This is a genomic window from Pseudoxanthomonas sp. SGNA-20 (assembly GCF_003931635.1).
GTDB lineage: Bacteria > Pseudomonadota > Gammaproteobacteria > Xanthomonadales > Xanthomonadaceae > Pseudoxanthomonas.
Genome location: NZ_RRYK01000001.1, coordinates 258,025 through 271,352, shown reverse-complemented (window position 1 = coordinate 271,352; position 13,328 = coordinate 258,025). Strand labels below are relative to the sequence as shown.

Sequence of the window (13,328 nt, the reverse complement as noted above, 5' to 3'; positions counted from 1 at the left end):
GCATGCAGGTATTCGGCCCCCTCTACGACCGCGCCCTGAGCTGGGCCGCCCATCCCCGCGCCCCGACCTACCTGACCGTCCTCAGCTTCATCGAGGCCATCTTCTTCCCGGTGATGCCGGAGGTGATGCTGGCGCCGATGTGCGTGGCCCAGCCGAAGCGGGGCTGGCGGTTCGCCAGCCTGAGCCTGGCCGGCTCGATGGCCGGCGCCATGGTCGGCTACGCCCTGGGCCACTTCGCCTTCGAGGCGGTCAAGCCGCTGCTGGAATGGATGGGCATGCTCTCGAAGATCGAGGAGGGCATCGCCACGATCCAGGCGAAGATGGTGGAGTCGCCCTGGGCGGTGTTCTGGTTCCTGGTGCTGGGCGGGTTCATGCCGATCCCGATGAAGGTCTTCACGTGGGCCTCGGGTATCGTCGGGGTGCCGTTGCTGCCGTATTTCCTGAGCATGCTGGTCGGGCGCGGCAAGCGCGTGTACCTGCTGGCGGCGGCGATCCGCTTCGGCGGCGCGCGCGCGGCCGAGGCGCTGCGGCGCTGGATCGAGCCGCTGGGGTGGGTCGCGACCGCGCTGGTCGCCGCCGCGGTGGCCGTGCTTGTGTGGAGGGCGAAGTTCGCATGAAACCCGAGGGTCTGACCCCGTTCGCGCGCCTGCTGGCCGCGCTGGTGCTGCTGGCCATGCTGGCCGCCTGCGCCAAGAGCACCGTGGTGCGCACGCCCCAGTCCGGAGGCACGAGCGCCGGGCAGGCCGCGGCCTCCTCGAAGGGCCAGCCCGGCAAGTCCGTGGTGGTCCAGCGCGGGGACACGCTTTATTCCATCGCCCGCCGCCACAACACCACGGTGGCGGACATGGCGCGCTGGAACAACCTGGCCCCGCCGTACACCATCTACCCAGGCCAGCGCCTGGCCCTGGGCGCCGGCAGCGGCAGCAGCAAGCCTGCCGCCTCCGGCACCACCGCCAGCAGCGGCGGGACGCGGACGCAGGCCCAGGCCCCGGCCGCCTCCACCGGCACCTCCGGCGCGCAGCGGCCGGCCGCGGCCCCGGTGGCCAGTGGCATCCGCTGGCAGTGGCCGGCGCAGGGCGTGGTCATCGCCACCTTCGTCGAGGGCAATGCCACCCGCCAGGGCATCGACATCGCCGGCAGCAGCGGCCAGGCGGTCAATGCCGCTGCCGACGGCGTGGTGGTGTATTCCGGCGCCGGCCTGGTCGGCTATGGCGAGCTGATCATCGTCAAGCACAACGAGCAGTGGCTGTCGGCCTACGGCCACAACCGCAAGCGCCTGGTGGCCGAAGGCCAGGCGGTGAAGGCCGGGCAGCAGATCGCGGAAATGGGCCGTACCGGCACCGACCGGGACAAGCTGCATTTCGAGATCCGCTACAACGGCAAGCCGGTCGATCCGCAGCTGTACCTGCCGAAGAGGTAACCGGCGCAGCTGGCACGCAGGGGCGGATCCCCAGCCCGGCGCCTGCATGCGCCGGGCGTCCGGTCCGCGCGCGACCCTGGCGGATCGCAAGCGCGCGCCCCGGACCCGCTACAACGGAAAACCCGTGGATCCGCTTCTCTACCTGCCGAAGAAGTAACACGCGCAGCTGGCACGCAGGGGCGGATCCCCGGCCCGGCAGGCTCCGTCGTCCCGGCGAAAGCCGGGACCCAGTGGCTTCAGGAGGGCGCAGGACGAGGCTTGGGTGGGCTGAAAGCCAGGCGCACTGCGTCCCGGATCCAGCCTCGTGTGATCCGTCGCGGGCCGTTCGTGCCCGCCAGCCGCGTGCGCCCGGTTCAGCCCAGCAGCATGGCCACCACCACGCGGCGGCCCTCGCCGGCCAGCACGTTGTAGGTGCGGGCGGCGGCGGCGTTGTCCATGGCCTCGATGCCGATGCCGCGGGTCAGGCAGGCGGCCAGGGCCGCGGCCGGGGGAAAGACCTGGCGTGCGCCCGTGCCCAGCACCACCAGTTCCGGCTCCAGGGCCAGCAGGGGCGCGAGGTGGGCCGGCTCCAGGGCGGCGGCCGAGGCCGGGGCGTCCCAGTCCTCCAGCAGGTGGTCCGGGGCAATGGCGAAGCTGCGGGTCAGCACCTGGTCGTTCACGCGGGCGCTGGTGGCGTCGGCCCCGCGCAGGACGAACCCGTAATCCGGGCGTTCGTGGCTCAGCTGCATGGACGGCTCCTGGCGCCGCTTACGCGCGCGGCAGCACGATCGCGGGCGCTTCCTTCGACGGGCGGTACAGCGTGACGGTATGCCCGATGCGCTGCACCAGGGCGGCCCCGGTCTGGCCGGCCAGCTCGGCGATCATCGCGTCGCGGGCCTCGCGGTCCTCGGCGCCGACCTTCACCTTGACCAGCTCGTGCCGCTCCAGGACCTGGTCCAGCTCGGCCACCAGGGCCGGGGTGATGCCCTTGCCGCCCACCTGCATCAGGGCCTTGAGGCTGTGGGCCTGGCCACGGAGGAAACGGGTCTGGGCAGGGGTAAGGGCAACGGACATGCGGATGCGGAGGGGCTTGCGGGCGGATCAGGGTATCATGGCGACCCGTCACGCCGCGGGCAGCGCGCCCGGCTTCCCATCGCATGTCACGCAGCTCCCGCAGCAAGAGCAGCCACCGCTGGCTCCGCGAGCACTTCTCCGATCCCTACGTGAAGAAGGCCCAGGCCGAGGGCCTGCGTTCGCGCGCCGCCTACAAGCTCGAGGAGCTGCTGGAGCGCGACCGCCTGCTGCGGCCGGGCATGGTCGTGGTCGACCTCGGCGCCGCCCCGGGCGGCTGGTCGCAGTACGTGCGCCAGGCCCTGGGCGACAGCGGCCGGGTCGTGGCCCTGGACATCCTGGAGATGCCGCCCCTGGCCGGGGTCGAGTTCCTTCATGGGGATTTCAGGGAGGATGCCGTCTTATCCCAGCTGGAGACGCTGCTGGACGGCCAGCCCGTGGATCTTGTCCTTTCGGACATGGCCCCCAATATGAGTGGCGTGGACGCGGTCGACCAGCCGCGGGCCATGTACCTGGCCGAGCTGGCGCTGGACTTCGCCGACAACCACCTGCGCCCCGGCGGCGCCTTCCTGATCAAGCTGTTCCAGGGAGTCGGGTTCGACGAGTACGTGCGCCAGCTGCGGCGCCGCTACGCCAAGGTGGCGATCCGCAAGCCGGCGGCCTCGCGCAAGCGTTCGCCGGAAGTCTATGCCCTCGGCCAGGGCAAGCTGGCACAGATGAAGTAAGCTGGCCCGGACGCCGGCGGCAATTTTTCAGGACATGCAGGAAAGAACGGGACACCGGAGCCGATGAGGATGAACGACTTGACCAAGAATCTGCTGCTTTGGGTGGTCGTCGCCGTCGTGCTGATGGTGGTCTTCCAGAGCCTTTCGCCGCGCGGCGGCGGCACCGTGGCCGCGGGCGAGACCCCCAGCTACACCCGCTTCCTGCAGGACGTGGACGCCGGCCGCATCCGCTCGGTGGTGTTCACCGACGAGAGCACCTTCACCGCCAACGCCATCCGCTACCGCCGCACCGACGGCACCGAGGGCCAGGTGGTCGGGCCGATGGACGGCAAGCTGATCGACCAGCTGGTCAGCAAGAACGTGGACATCGTGCGCGAGAAGCCGTCCACCGGACCGGGCTTCTGGGGCATCGTGCTGAACTTCCTGCCGGTGCTGCTGCTGATCGGCTTCTGGATCTTCATGATGCGGCAGATGCAGGGCGGCGGAGGCGGCGCCAAGGGCGCCATGTCCTTCGGCAAGTCGCGCGCCAAGCTGCAGGGCGAGGACCAGGTCAAGGTCACCTTCGCCGACGTGGCCGGCTGCGACGAGGCCAAGGAGGAGGTCGCCGAGCTGGTCGAGTTCCTGCGCGATCCGTCCAAGTTCCAGCGCCTGGGCGGCAAGATCCCGCGCGGCGTGCTGATGGTCGGCCCGCCGGGCACCGGCAAGACCCTGCTGGCCAAGGCCATCGCCGGCGAGGCGCGGGTGCCGTTCTTCTCGATCTCCGGCTCGGACTTCGTGGAGATGTTCGTGGGCGTGGGCGCCAGCCGCGTGCGCGACATGTTCGAGCAGGCCAAGAAGCACGCCCCCTGCATCATCTTCATCGACGAGATCGACGCGGTCGGCCGCCACCGCGGTGCCGGCCTGGGCGGCGGCCACGACGAGCGCGAGCAGACCCTCAACCAGCTGCTGGTGGAGATGGACGGCTTCGAGGGCGGCGAGGGCGTGATCGTGATCGCCGCGACCAACCGCCCCGACGTGCTCGACCCGGCGCTGCTGCGCCCGGGCCGCTTCGACCGCCAGGTGGTGGTCGGCCTGCCGGACGTGAAGGGCCGCGAGCAGATCCTCAAGGTGCACATGCGCAAGCTGCCGCTGGCCGACGACGTCGAGCCGCTGGTGATCGCGCGCGGCACCCCGGGCTTCTCCGGCGCCGACCTGGCCAACCTGTGCAACGAGGCGGCCCTGTTCGCCGCGCGCGAGAACGCCAAGGAAGTGCGCATGGACCACTTCGACCGCGCGCGCGACAAGATCCTGATGGGCGCCGAGCGCCGCTCGATGGCCATGAGCGAGGAAGAGAAGCGCCTGACCGCGTACCACGAGGCCGGCCACGCCATCGTCGGCCGCCTGGTGCCCGAGCACGACCCGGTCTACAAGGTCACCATCATCCCGCGCGGCCGCGCCCTGGGCGTGACCATGTACCTGCCCGAGGGCGACCGCTACTCGATGAACCGCGTGGCGATCGAGTCGCAGCTGTGCTCGCTGTACGGCGGGCGCGTGGCCGAGGAGCTGATCTTCGGCGAGGACAAGGTCACCACCGGCGCCTCCAACGACATCGAGCGCGCGACCAAGATGGCGCGCAACATGGTCACCAAGTGGGGCCTGAGCGACGAGATGGGCCCGATCGCCTACGGCGAGGAGGAGGACGAGGTGTTCCTCGGCCGCTCGGTGACCCAGCACAAGAACGTGTCCGACGAGACCGCGCGCAAGATCGACGAGGTCGTGCGCTCGATCCTGGACAAGGCCTACGCGCGGACCAGGAAGATCCTCAGCGAGAACATCGACAAGCTGCACGCGATGTCGCAGGCCCTGCTGCAGTACGAGACCATCGACGGCCCGCAGATCGACGCGATCATGGAAGGCCGCGAGCCGCCGCCGCCGGCCGGTTGGGGCCGCTCGGGCAAGGATGGCGGCGACAAGGGCGGCGATCCGCGTCCGCTGCCGCCGGTCGGCGGCCCGGCGACCCAGACCTGAGGCATGGCCGGGATTCCGCCCGAGCCGCGTCGCGACCCGGCCGGGGCGGAAACGCCCCGGCCGAGCTATTACGTCCGCAACCCGTGGCGCAACGTCGGCGCCGGCGCCTTCGCCGGGGCCTCGACCGTGCTCTCCGTGACCACCCTGTTCTACGCGCTGGGCCGGCTGCCACTGGTGCTGGTCGGCGCCAGCCTGGTGGTCGCGGCATTGGCCTTCGGCTTCGGCCTGTACGCGCGGCGCCGCGCCGCCCGGGTCGACGCCGCGATCTTCGGCGACGACCGCTAGGCGGCGCGCCGCACCAGGGGACATCGCCATGTTCGACACATCGCCGCGGCTGGACTGCGCCGGCCGCATCCTGCGCCTGGACCGCACCCGGGTCATGGGCATCGTCAACGTCACCCCGGACTCGTTCTCCGACGGCGGCGCGCACGCCGATGCCGCCTCGGCCATCGCCCACGGCCTGCGCCTGGTCGAGGAGGGCGCCGACCTGCTGGACGTGGGCGGCGAGTCCACCCGTCCCGGTTCGGAAGGCGTTTCCGTCGAGGAGGAGCTGCGCCGGGTGATCCCGGTGATCGAGGGCCTGGCCGCGCGCACCGGCGTGCCGATCAGCATCGACACCTCCAAGCCGGAGGTGATGCGCGCGGCGGTGGCCGTCGGCGCCGGCATGATCAACGACATCTGCGCGCTGGAGCGCGAGGGCGCGCTGGACGCGGCAGCCGTGGCCGGGGTGCCGGTGGTGCTGATGCACATGCGCGGCGAGCCGCGCTCGATGCAGGAAGCGCCGCACTACGACGACGTGGTCGCCGAGGTCCACCGCTACCTGGCCGACCGCATCTTCGCCGCCGAGCTGGCCGGCATCCCGCGCGCGCGCCTGGTGGTCGACCCGGGCTTCGGCTTCGGCAAGGACGACGGCCACAACCTGGCCCTGCTGGCGCAGCTGGAACGCTTCACCAGCCTGGGCGTGCCGGTGCTGGCGGGCATCTCGCGCAAGCGCACCATCGGCGCGCTGACCGGGCGCCAGGTCCCGGCCGAGCGCGTGGCCGGCTCGGTCGCCGCGCACCTGGTCGCGGCCCAGCGCGGCGCGCGCATCGTGCGCGTGCACGACGTGGCCGCCACGGTCGACGCGCTGAAGGTGTGGGAGGCGGTGGCCGCGGTGCCGGCCCCGCGCAAGGATCCGGCGCCGGCGGGGATCCGCTGGCCGGACGAGGACTGACCCGGGCGATGCCTGCCGACACCCGGCCCCTGGCGATCGCGGTGATGGGCCCGACCGCCTCGGGCAAGACCGCGTTCGCGGTCGAGCTGGCGCGGCGCCTGGACGGGGAGATCGTCAGCGTCGACTCGGCCCTGGTCTATCGCGGCCTGGACATCGGCGCGGCCAAGCCGGACGCGGCCGAGCGCGCCGGCGTGCCGCACCACCTGATCGACGTGCGCGAGCCGTGGCAGCCGTATTCGGCGGCCGAGTTCGCCGAGGACGCGCGCGCCGCGGTGCTCGGCATCGCCGCGCGCGGGCGCCTGCCGGTGCTGGCCGGCGGCACCGGCCTGTACTTCCAGGCCCTGCTGCGCGGACTGGCGGCGATGCCGCCGGCCGACCCGCAGGTGCGCGCCGCGATCGCGGCCGAGGCCGAGGCGCGTGGCTGGCCAGCGCTGCATGCCGAACTGGCCGCGGTCGACCCGCATGCCGGCGCGCGCATCCGTCCCGGCGACGCCCAGCGCATCCAGCGCGCGCTGGAGGTGTACCGGGTCAGCGGCCGGCCGATCAGCGCCTGGCAGCGCGACCCGCCGCCGCCGCGGCTGCCGTTGAAGGTGCTGAAGCTGGTGCTGGCCCCGGACAGCCGTGCCGAACTGCACGCGCGCATCGCCGCACGCTTCGATGCGATGCTGGCCGCCGGCTTCCTCGACGAGGTGCGGCGCCTGCGCGCGCTGCCGCGGCTGCGCGACCACCCGGCGCCGATGGACCTGCCGGCGCTGCGCGCCGTGGGCTACCGCCAGGCCTGGGAATTCCTGGATGGGCAGGGCGATGCCGCCGGCTTCCGCGACCGCGCGATCTTCGCCACCCGGCAGCTGGCCAAGCGCCAGCTGACCTGGCTGCGCGGCGAGCTGGACACGCTCTGGTTCGACCCCCGCCAGGACCCGTCACGCCTGCGCGCGACGGTGGCGCGGTTCACCGGCCGCGACTGGCCGGACGCCGGCACCCCGCTTGTGTAACATGCCCCCTGGACCCGGGGAGGTCCACGGAACCACCACCCACAACAACAAAAAGGAATAAGGGGAGCCAGATGTCCAAGGGGCAGTCACTGCAGGACCCGTTCCTGAACGCCTTGCGCCGCGAGCGCGTTCCGGTCTCGGTCTACCTGGTCAACGGGATCAAGCTGCAGGGTACGATCGAATCCTTCGACCAGTTCGTGGTGCTGTTGCGCAGCACCGTGAGCCAGATGGTCTACAAGCACGCCATTTCCACCGTGGTTCCGTCGCGCAACGTCCGGGTTGGCCCCGGCGGCGGATACGTGCAGCAGCCGGCCGAGGGTGGAGAGGACGGCGACGAGGGCGCATGAGCGCCCGGGAGCATTGATTGTTCGAACGATCCCGCAAGGGTGAACACGCGCTGCTGATCCAGCCCCACGCGGGCGGGGCGGCGCCCGAGGACGTGCTGGAGGAGTTCGCCGACCTCGCCCGCTCGGCCGGCGCGAGCATCGCGGCCACGCTGACCGCGCGCATCGACCGGCCCAACCCGGCGACCCTGATCGGCAGCGGCAAGCTCGAGGAGGTCAAGGCCGCGGCCGAGGCCACCGGCGCCGACCTGATCCTGGTCAACCACCAGCTGACCCCGGTGCAGGAGCGCAACCTCGAGCGCGCCCTGCAGCGCCGGGTGGTGGACCGCACCGGCCTGATCCTGGACATCTTCGCCCAGCGCGCGCGCAGCCACGAGGGCAAGCTGCAGGTCGAGCTGGCCCAGCTCAAGCACATGGCCACCCGCCTGGTGCGCGGCTGGACCCACCTGGAGCGCCAGCGCGGCGGCTCGATCGGCCTGCGCGGCCCCGGCGAAACCCAGCTGGAAACCGACCGCCGCCTGCTGCAGAAGCGCCTGGAGCAGTTGCAGAAGCGGCTGGACAAGGTCGAGGTGCAGCACGCGCAGATGCGCCGCGCCCGCGTGCGCAGCGAACTGCCGCGGGTGGCCCTGGTCGGCTACACCAACGCCGGCAAGTCGACCCTGTTCAACACCCTGACCGGCGCCGGCGCCTACGCCGCCGACCAGCTGTTCGCGACCCTGGACCCGACCGTGCGCCGCATCTCCCTGCCCGGCGGCAGCGTCGTGCTGGCCGACACCGTCGGCTTCGTCCGCGACCTGCCGCACGAACTGGTGGCCGCGTTCCGCTCGACCCTGTCGGAGGCACGCGAGGCCGACCTGCTGCTGCACGTGGTCGACGCCGCCGACCCGCACCGCGAGGAGCGCATCGCCCAGGTCGACGCGGTCCTGGCCGAGGTCGGCACCGGCGAGCTGCCGCAGCTGCTGGTGTTCAACAAGATCGACCGGATCGAAGGCGCGCAGCCGCGCCACGACCACGCCTCCTCCGCCGCCGACGAACCCGGGCACCGCGAGCGGGTGTGGATCTCCGCGCGCGACGGCCTGGGCCTGGACCTGCTGCAGGACGCCCTGGCCCGGCGCCTGGACCTGCAGCGCGCCGCCGGCGAATTGCGCCTGCCGCCGTCCGCCGGGCGCCTGCGTTCGCACCTGCACGCGCTGGGCGCGGTCCGCGGCGAGCACGCCGACGAGCACGGCTGGCTGCTGCAGGTGGACCTGCCGCGCGGCGAGGCCGAGCGCCTGGCCGCGCGCGCCGACGGCGCGCCGCTGCGCGCGCTGCTGCCGGAGCCGGCGCGCGAGGAATGGGAGACGGACGGGCGCTGAGCGCCCGGCGGCGCCCGGCCCGTCCGGACGGGCGTCCGCCTGCGACTTGCTAGAATCGGACGGCGACCTGCCTGGCGGTCCCCCACCGCCACAGGGCCCCTCATCTCGGAGCGTTCATGGTCTGGAATACACCCGGCAAGGGTGGGGACTCCCCCGACAACAACCGCCGCAACCCCTGGCCCCCGCGCCGCCCCTCCGGTGGCGGCAACGGCCTGGGTGGCGGCTTCGACCGGCTGCGCGACCTGTTCGGAGGCGCCGGCGGTGGCATCGGCCGCTGGATCCTGCTGGCCGTGGCCCTGCTGGTGGTGCTGACCAGCTTCCAGCTGGTGGGCGAGCAGCAGCGCGGCGTGGTCCTGCGCTTCGGCCAGTTCGCGCGGGTCATGCAGCCCGGCCCGAACCTCAAGTGGCCGTGGCCGATCGAGCGCGTGGTCAAGGTCAACGCGACCCAGATCAAGACCTTCAGCAACACCGTGCCGGTGCTGACCCGCGACGAGAACATCGTCAACGTGGCCATGAACGTGCAGTACCGGGTCGGCGACCCGCGCCTGTACCTGTTCGGCTCGCGCGACGCCGACCGGGTGCTGGAGCAGGTGGCGCAGAGCGTGGTCCGCGAGCAGGTCGGCCGCGCCACCCTGGACACCGTGCTCGGCGCCCGCGGCCCGCTGTCGGTGAGCGCCGCCGAGCAGCTGCAGGCCTCGCTGGACGCCTACCGCACCGGCCTGGTGGTGACCGAACTCAACCTGCAGGACGCGCGTCCGCCGGAGGAGGTCAAGCCGGCGTTCGACGAGGTCAACAGCGCCCAGCAGATCAAGGACCAGCTGATCAACGAGGCGCGTGCCTACGCCGCGCGCGTGGTGCCCGAGGCGCGCGGCGAGGCGGCCCGCCGCCGCACCGTGGCCGAGGGTTACAAGGCGGCCAAGATCGCCCAGGCCGAGGGCGACGTGGCCCGCTTCTCGCTGCTGCGCGAGGAGTACCGCAGCGCGCCGGAGGTGACCCGCAAGCGCCTGTGGCTGGAGACCGTGCAGGACGTGCTGTCGCGCAACCGCAAGGTGGTCGGCGGCGACAGCCGCCAGCTGATCTACGTGCCGATGCCGGGGGCCAACGCCGCCAGCCAGCCGCAGGCGGGCACCGCCGCGCCGGCGCCGGCCGGCGAGGCCTTGCTGCCGGTGATCGAAAGCAGTCCCGACAACCTGCGCGACGGGACCCGTGACGGGACCCGCACCGGGCGCGGGGAGGTGAGCCGATGAAGTATCCCCTGTGGATCGCGCTGGCGGTGGCCGGCCTGCTGGGCCTGATGGGCTCGGTGTTCGTGGTGCGCGAGGACCAGGTCGGCCTGGTCCTGAACCTGGGCCGGGTGGCCCGTACCGACATCGGCCCGGGCCTGCACTTCAAGGTGCCGCTGGTCGAGACCGCGCGCGTGTTCGACCGCCGCTTCAGCCTGATCGACTTCTCCCCGGAGCGCTACCTGACCTCCGAGCGCAAGGACGTCAGCGTCGACTTCGTGGCCATTGGCTACATCGACGACGTGCGCGCGTTCTACCGCGCCACCGGCGGCGACGAGAGCGCCGCCGCCGACCGCCTGGCGCCGATCATCAAGGACTCGCTGCGCAACGAGATCAACGCCCGTACCCTGACCCAGCTGGTGTCCGGCGACCGCAGCGGGGTCATCCAGCGCCAGCTGGAGGGCATCAACCGCGGCGCCCTGACCCTGGGCATGCGCATCGTCGACATCCGCCTCAAGCAGATCGACCTGCCCACCGATTCGGACGTGATCAAGCAGGTCTACGACCGCATGCGCGCCGAGCGCAAGCAGGTGGCCAGCGCGCTGCGCGCCGAGGGCGAGGAGCAGGCGCGCACCGTGCGCGCGCAGGCCGACCGCGACCAGGCGGTGATCGTGGCCGAGGCCGAGCGCGACGCGCAGCGCCTGCGCGGCGAGGGCGATGCCGAGGCGGCGCGCCTGTACGCGCAGGCGGCGGCGGCCGATCCGGCGTTCTACGCCTTCTACCGCAGCCTGGAGGCCTACCGCCGCGCGTTCGCCGACGGCCAGGGCGTGGTGGTGCTGGACCGCAACGACCCGTTCCTGCAGTACCTCAAGAGCGATCGTTGATGCTGGAAACGCTGGTCCCGGCGCTGTGCCTGGCCGCCGTGCTCGAAGGGCTGTTCCTGTTCGCCGCGCCGCGCGCGTGGCGGCAGGCGATGCTGCGGCTGCTGCAACGGCCGGACGACGCGCTGCGGCGCTTCGGCCTGGGCGTGCTGCTGGTGGCCGTGGCGGTGCTGTGGCTGGTACGGCAGGCCTGAGGGCCCTCGATGGTCCATGACGCGGGCGCCACGGGGCGCCCGCGTCGTTTCCGGGGATGCGCTCAGCGCCAGTCGATCTGGCCGCGCACCACGCTGGCCACCTGGCCGCCGGACCAGACCTGGCCGTCGCCGTCGACGTACATGTCCAGGCGCGCGTCGTAGCCGACCTCGCGGCCCTGGCTGACGGTATAGCGGCCGCCGCTGCCGGGTAGGGCGTCGCGCAGCGCCAGCCATGCGGCCAGGGTGGCGTTGGCCGCGCCGGACGCGGCGTCCTCGAAGATCGCCGGGCCGCCGACGAAGGCGCGCGCGGCGACCTGGTAGTCGCGCCCGGCGCAGCGGGCGAAGGCCAGCACGCCCATGCTGTCGGTGGCACGGGCCAGGCCGGCGATCGCGTCCCAGTCCGGCTGCGCGTTGCGCAGGCTGGCCTCGTCGCGGGCCTCGGCCACCCACCAGCGGCGGCCGCCGTCCATCAGCGCCGGCGGCAGTTCGCCGGGGGGCAGCCAGTCCAGCGCCTCGAGCATGCGCGAGGCGCGCGCGTCGGCCACTTCCACCAGGTGCGCGCGCGGGGTGCGGATGGCGATGCGGCGTACGCCGCCGGATTCCTCCACCCGCAACGGCAGCAGCCCGGCCACCCCCTCCTGCAGCAGCAGGCCATCCGCGTCCGGCCTGGCCAGCCCGGCCTCCAGCACCGCGTGCGCGGTGCCTACGCTGGGATGGCCGGCGAACGGCACCTCGCGCTTCGGGCTGAACATGCGCAGCGCATAGCTGGCGCCGGGCTGGGTCGGCGGGAACACGAAGGTGGTTTCCGGCAGCCGCGTCCAGCGCGCGATGGCCTGCATTGCCGCGTTGTCCAGGCCGGTGGCGTCCAGCACCACCGCCAGCGGGTTGCCGGCGCCAGGCCGGTCGGCGAACACGTCCACCTGGACGAAGGGGCGCAGGGGCATCGGGGAACCTCGGGGGTGGGCAGGGCGCCCGAGATTACCAGTCCACCGTTCCGCGGATCACCGCCTGCACCGGGCCGCCGACCCAGACCTCGCCGTCGCCGTCGACCTCCAGCCGCAGGCGTGCATCGCGGCCCAGTTCGCGGCCCTGGCTGGCCAGGTAGCGGCCGCCGCGGCCGGGCAGGCGCCCGGCCCGGTGCAGGGCGGCGGCGACCAGGGCGTTGACGCTGCCGGTGGCCGGGTCCTCCGGGATGCCGACGCCGGGTGCGAAGGCGCGCACCGCCAGGTCGGCCTCGCCGTCGCCCGGGGCGAACACCGCCAGCTTGCCTTTGCCCGGCAGCGCCGCGATCGCGCCCAGGTCCGGCCGCAGGCCACGCACCGCGGCGGCATCGGCCAGTTCCAGCAGCCACCAGTCCGGGCCGTTGTTCCACAGCGCCGGCGGCAGCGCGCCGCGGCGCGCGCCGAACACCGTGTCCGCCAGCAGCCAGTCCGGCGCGGCCAGGTCGCGGCGCTGCGCACGCGGGCTGCGCACCGCCGGATGCAGCGCATCGCCGGCCTGGTCGGCACGCACCGGCAGCAGGCCGGCGGCGCATTCCTGCACCAGGCGCCCGGCGCGCGGGCGCGCCAGGCCGGCATCCACCGCGGCCCAGGCCGCGCCCACGCTGGGATGCCCGGCGAACGGCAACTCCATCACCGGGGTGAAGATGCGGACGCGGTAATCGGCCTGCGCGGTGGTCGGTGGCAGGAAGAAGATGGTCTCCGAGAGGTTGGTCCAGGCGGCGAAGGCCTGCATGCGCGCCTCGTCCAGGCCTTCGGCGTCGAGCATCACCGCCAGCGGATTGCCGGCGCCGGGGGCATGGGCGAACACGTCGAGCTGCAGGAAGCGGCGGGTCGGCATGGCAGGCGTCCTCGGTGGGGAAGAGCAGGTTAGGCGCAGCGTGCATGCCTGCGCGAGTGCGCGCGCGATGCCTCGGGCGTGGCGG

The 13,328-nt window shown here is 72.9% G+C and carries 16 protein-coding genes; 12 read left to right on the top strand and 4 right to left on the bottom strand.

The window, feature by feature from the left end:
• Positions 1-2 precede the first annotated feature (2 nt).
• Positions 3-617, top strand: coding sequence for a YqaA family protein (locus EIM48_RS01190; RefSeq protein WP_019399868.1), 615 nt, complete (start codon positions 3-5; stop codon positions 615-617).
• 56 nt (positions 618-673) lie between these two features.
• Positions 674-1,420, top strand: a complete 747-nt coding sequence (locus tag EIM48_RS01185) for a peptidoglycan DD-metalloendopeptidase family protein (protein WP_232211040.1) — start codon at positions 674-676, stop codon at positions 1,418-1,420.
• A 353-nt stretch (positions 1,421-1,773) separates the two neighbouring features.
• On the opposite strand, the gene EIM48_RS01180 is transcribed toward EIM48_RS01185, so the two are convergent.
• Both EIM48_RS01180 and yhbY read right to left on the bottom strand, forming a co-directional pair.
• Entirely contained in the window at positions 1,774-2,148 is a 375-nt protein-coding gene (locus tag EIM48_RS01180) for an Mth938-like domain-containing protein (RefSeq protein ID WP_125110918.1), read from the bottom strand.
• A 19-nt stretch (positions 2,149-2,167) separates the two neighbouring features.
• The gene (gene yhbY, locus EIM48_RS01175) at positions 2,168-2,473 is read right to left on the bottom strand and encodes a ribosome assembly RNA-binding protein YhbY (protein ID WP_028915862.1); all 306 of its coding nucleotides are present in this window, start codon (positions 2,471-2,473) and stop codon (positions 2,168-2,170) included.
• Positions 2,474-2,556: 83 nt separating this feature from the next.
• Between yhbY and rlmE the strand changes: the two genes are divergently transcribed.
• The 10 genes from rlmE to EIM48_RS01125 all read left to right on the top strand — a co-directional run bounded on the left by rlmE (position 2,557) and on the right by EIM48_RS01125 (position 11,404).
• On the top strand, positions 2,557-3,195 hold the full coding sequence (gene rlmE, locus EIM48_RS01170) for a 23S rRNA (uridine(2552)-2'-O)-methyltransferase RlmE (RefSeq protein WP_019399872.1): 639 nt from the start codon (positions 2,557-2,559) through the stop codon (positions 3,193-3,195).
• A gap of 69 nt (positions 3,196-3,264) precedes the next feature.
• Entirely contained in the window at positions 3,265-5,202 is a 1,938-nt protein-coding gene (gene ftsH, locus EIM48_RS01165; protein ID WP_019399873.1) for an ATP-dependent zinc metalloprotease FtsH, read from the top strand.
• A 3-nt stretch (positions 5,203-5,205) separates the two neighbouring features.
• On the top strand, positions 5,206-5,487 hold the full coding sequence (locus tag EIM48_RS01160; RefSeq protein ID WP_125110916.1) for a hypothetical protein: 282 nt from the start codon (positions 5,206-5,208) through the stop codon (positions 5,485-5,487).
• 28 nt (positions 5,488-5,515) lie between these two features.
• Positions 5,516-6,415 (top strand): dihydropteroate synthase, encoded by a 900-nt coding sequence (folP, locus tag EIM48_RS01155; RefSeq protein ID WP_125110915.1) that lies wholly within the window; start codon positions 5,516-5,518, stop codon positions 6,413-6,415.
• Between the two features lie 8 nt (positions 6,416-6,423).
• Positions 6,424-7,407 (top strand): tRNA (adenosine(37)-N6)-dimethylallyltransferase MiaA, encoded by a 984-nt coding sequence (gene miaA, locus EIM48_RS01150; RefSeq protein WP_125110914.1) that lies wholly within the window; start codon positions 6,424-6,426, stop codon positions 7,405-7,407.
• A gap of 71 nt (positions 7,408-7,478) precedes the next feature.
• On the top strand, positions 7,479-7,754 hold the full coding sequence (gene hfq, locus EIM48_RS01145; RefSeq protein ID WP_019398774.1) for an RNA chaperone Hfq: 276 nt from the start codon (positions 7,479-7,481) through the stop codon (positions 7,752-7,754).
• A gap of 17 nt (positions 7,755-7,771) precedes the next feature.
• Complete coding sequence (hflX, locus tag EIM48_RS01140) at positions 7,772-9,106, top strand: ribosome rescue GTPase HflX (protein ID WP_125110913.1); 1,335 nt, start codon at positions 7,772-7,774, stop codon at positions 9,104-9,106.
• 116 nt (positions 9,107-9,222) lie between these two features.
• A complete protein-coding gene (gene hflK / locus EIM48_RS01135) occupies positions 9,223-10,353 on the top strand; it encodes an FtsH protease activity modulator HflK (RefSeq protein WP_019398776.1) in 1,131 nt (376 codons plus the stop codon).
• Positions 10,350-11,213: a protease modulator HflC gene (hflC, locus tag EIM48_RS01130; protein ID WP_125110912.1), complete on the top strand. Its 864-nt coding sequence runs from the start codon at positions 10,350-10,352 to the stop codon at positions 11,211-11,213. Before hflK ends, hflC begins: the two co-directional genes overlap by 4 nt.
• On the top strand, positions 11,213-11,404 hold the full coding sequence (locus EIM48_RS01125) for a DUF2065 family protein (RefSeq protein WP_232211035.1): 192 nt from the start codon (positions 11,213-11,215) through the stop codon (positions 11,402-11,404). The genes hflC and EIM48_RS01125 overlap by 1 nt, the downstream gene beginning before the upstream one ends.
• A 62-nt stretch (positions 11,405-11,466) precedes the next feature.
• On the opposite strand, the gene EIM48_RS01120 is transcribed toward EIM48_RS01125, so the two are convergent.
• Positions 11,467-12,348, bottom strand: coding sequence for a PhzF family phenazine biosynthesis protein (locus tag EIM48_RS01120; protein ID WP_125110911.1), 882 nt, complete (start codon positions 12,346-12,348; stop codon positions 11,467-11,469).
• Between the two features lie 34 nt (positions 12,349-12,382).
• A complete protein-coding gene (locus EIM48_RS01115; protein WP_125110910.1) occupies positions 12,383-13,243 on the bottom strand; it encodes a PhzF family phenazine biosynthesis protein in 861 nt (286 codons plus the stop codon).
• Positions 13,244-13,328: the final 85 nt, after the last annotated feature.

Bases quoted from the DNA above. Each gene is read 5' to 3' on its own strand.
- EIM48_RS01190 (WP_019399868.1), top strand. From the start codon at position 3: ATGCAGGTATTCGGCCCCCTCTACGACCGCGCCCTGAGCTGGGCCGCC.
- EIM48_RS01185 (WP_232211040.1), top strand. From the start codon at position 674: ATGCTGGCCGCCTGCGCCAAGAGCACCGTGGTGCGCACGCCCCAGTCC.
- EIM48_RS01180 (WP_125110918.1), bottom strand. From the start codon at position 2,148: ATGCAGCTGAGCCACGAACGCCCGGATTACGGGTTCGTCCTGCGCGGG.
- yhbY (WP_028915862.1), bottom strand. From the start codon at position 2,473: ATGTCCGTTGCCCTTACCCCTGCCCAGACCCGTTTCCTCCGTGGCCAG.
- rlmE (WP_019399872.1), top strand. From the start codon at position 2,557: ATGTCACGCAGCTCCCGCAGCAAGAGCAGCCACCGCTGGCTCCGCGAG.
- ftsH (WP_019399873.1), top strand. From the start codon at position 3,265: ATGAACGACTTGACCAAGAATCTGCTGCTTTGGGTGGTCGTCGCCGTC.
- EIM48_RS01160 (WP_125110916.1), top strand. From the start codon at position 5,206: ATGGCCGGGATTCCGCCCGAGCCGCGTCGCGACCCGGCCGGGGCGGAA.
- folP (WP_125110915.1), top strand. From the start codon at position 5,516: ATGTTCGACACATCGCCGCGGCTGGACTGCGCCGGCCGCATCCTGCGC.
- miaA (WP_125110914.1), top strand. From the start codon at position 6,424: ATGCCTGCCGACACCCGGCCCCTGGCGATCGCGGTGATGGGCCCGACC.
- hfq (WP_019398774.1), top strand. From the start codon at position 7,479: ATGTCCAAGGGGCAGTCACTGCAGGACCCGTTCCTGAACGCCTTGCGC.
- hflK (WP_019398776.1), top strand. From the start codon at position 9,223: ATGGTCTGGAATACACCCGGCAAGGGTGGGGACTCCCCCGACAACAAC.
- hflC (WP_125110912.1), top strand. From the start codon at position 10,350: ATGAAGTATCCCCTGTGGATCGCGCTGGCGGTGGCCGGCCTGCTGGGC.
- EIM48_RS01125 (WP_232211035.1), top strand. From the start codon at position 11,213: ATGCTGGAAACGCTGGTCCCGGCGCTGTGCCTGGCCGCCGTGCTCGAA.
- EIM48_RS01120 (WP_125110911.1), bottom strand. From the start codon at position 12,348: ATGCCCCTGCGCCCCTTCGTCCAGGTGGACGTGTTCGCCGACCGGCCT.
- EIM48_RS01115 (WP_125110910.1), bottom strand. From the start codon at position 13,243: ATGCCGACCCGCCGCTTCCTGCAGCTCGACGTGTTCGCCCATGCCCCC.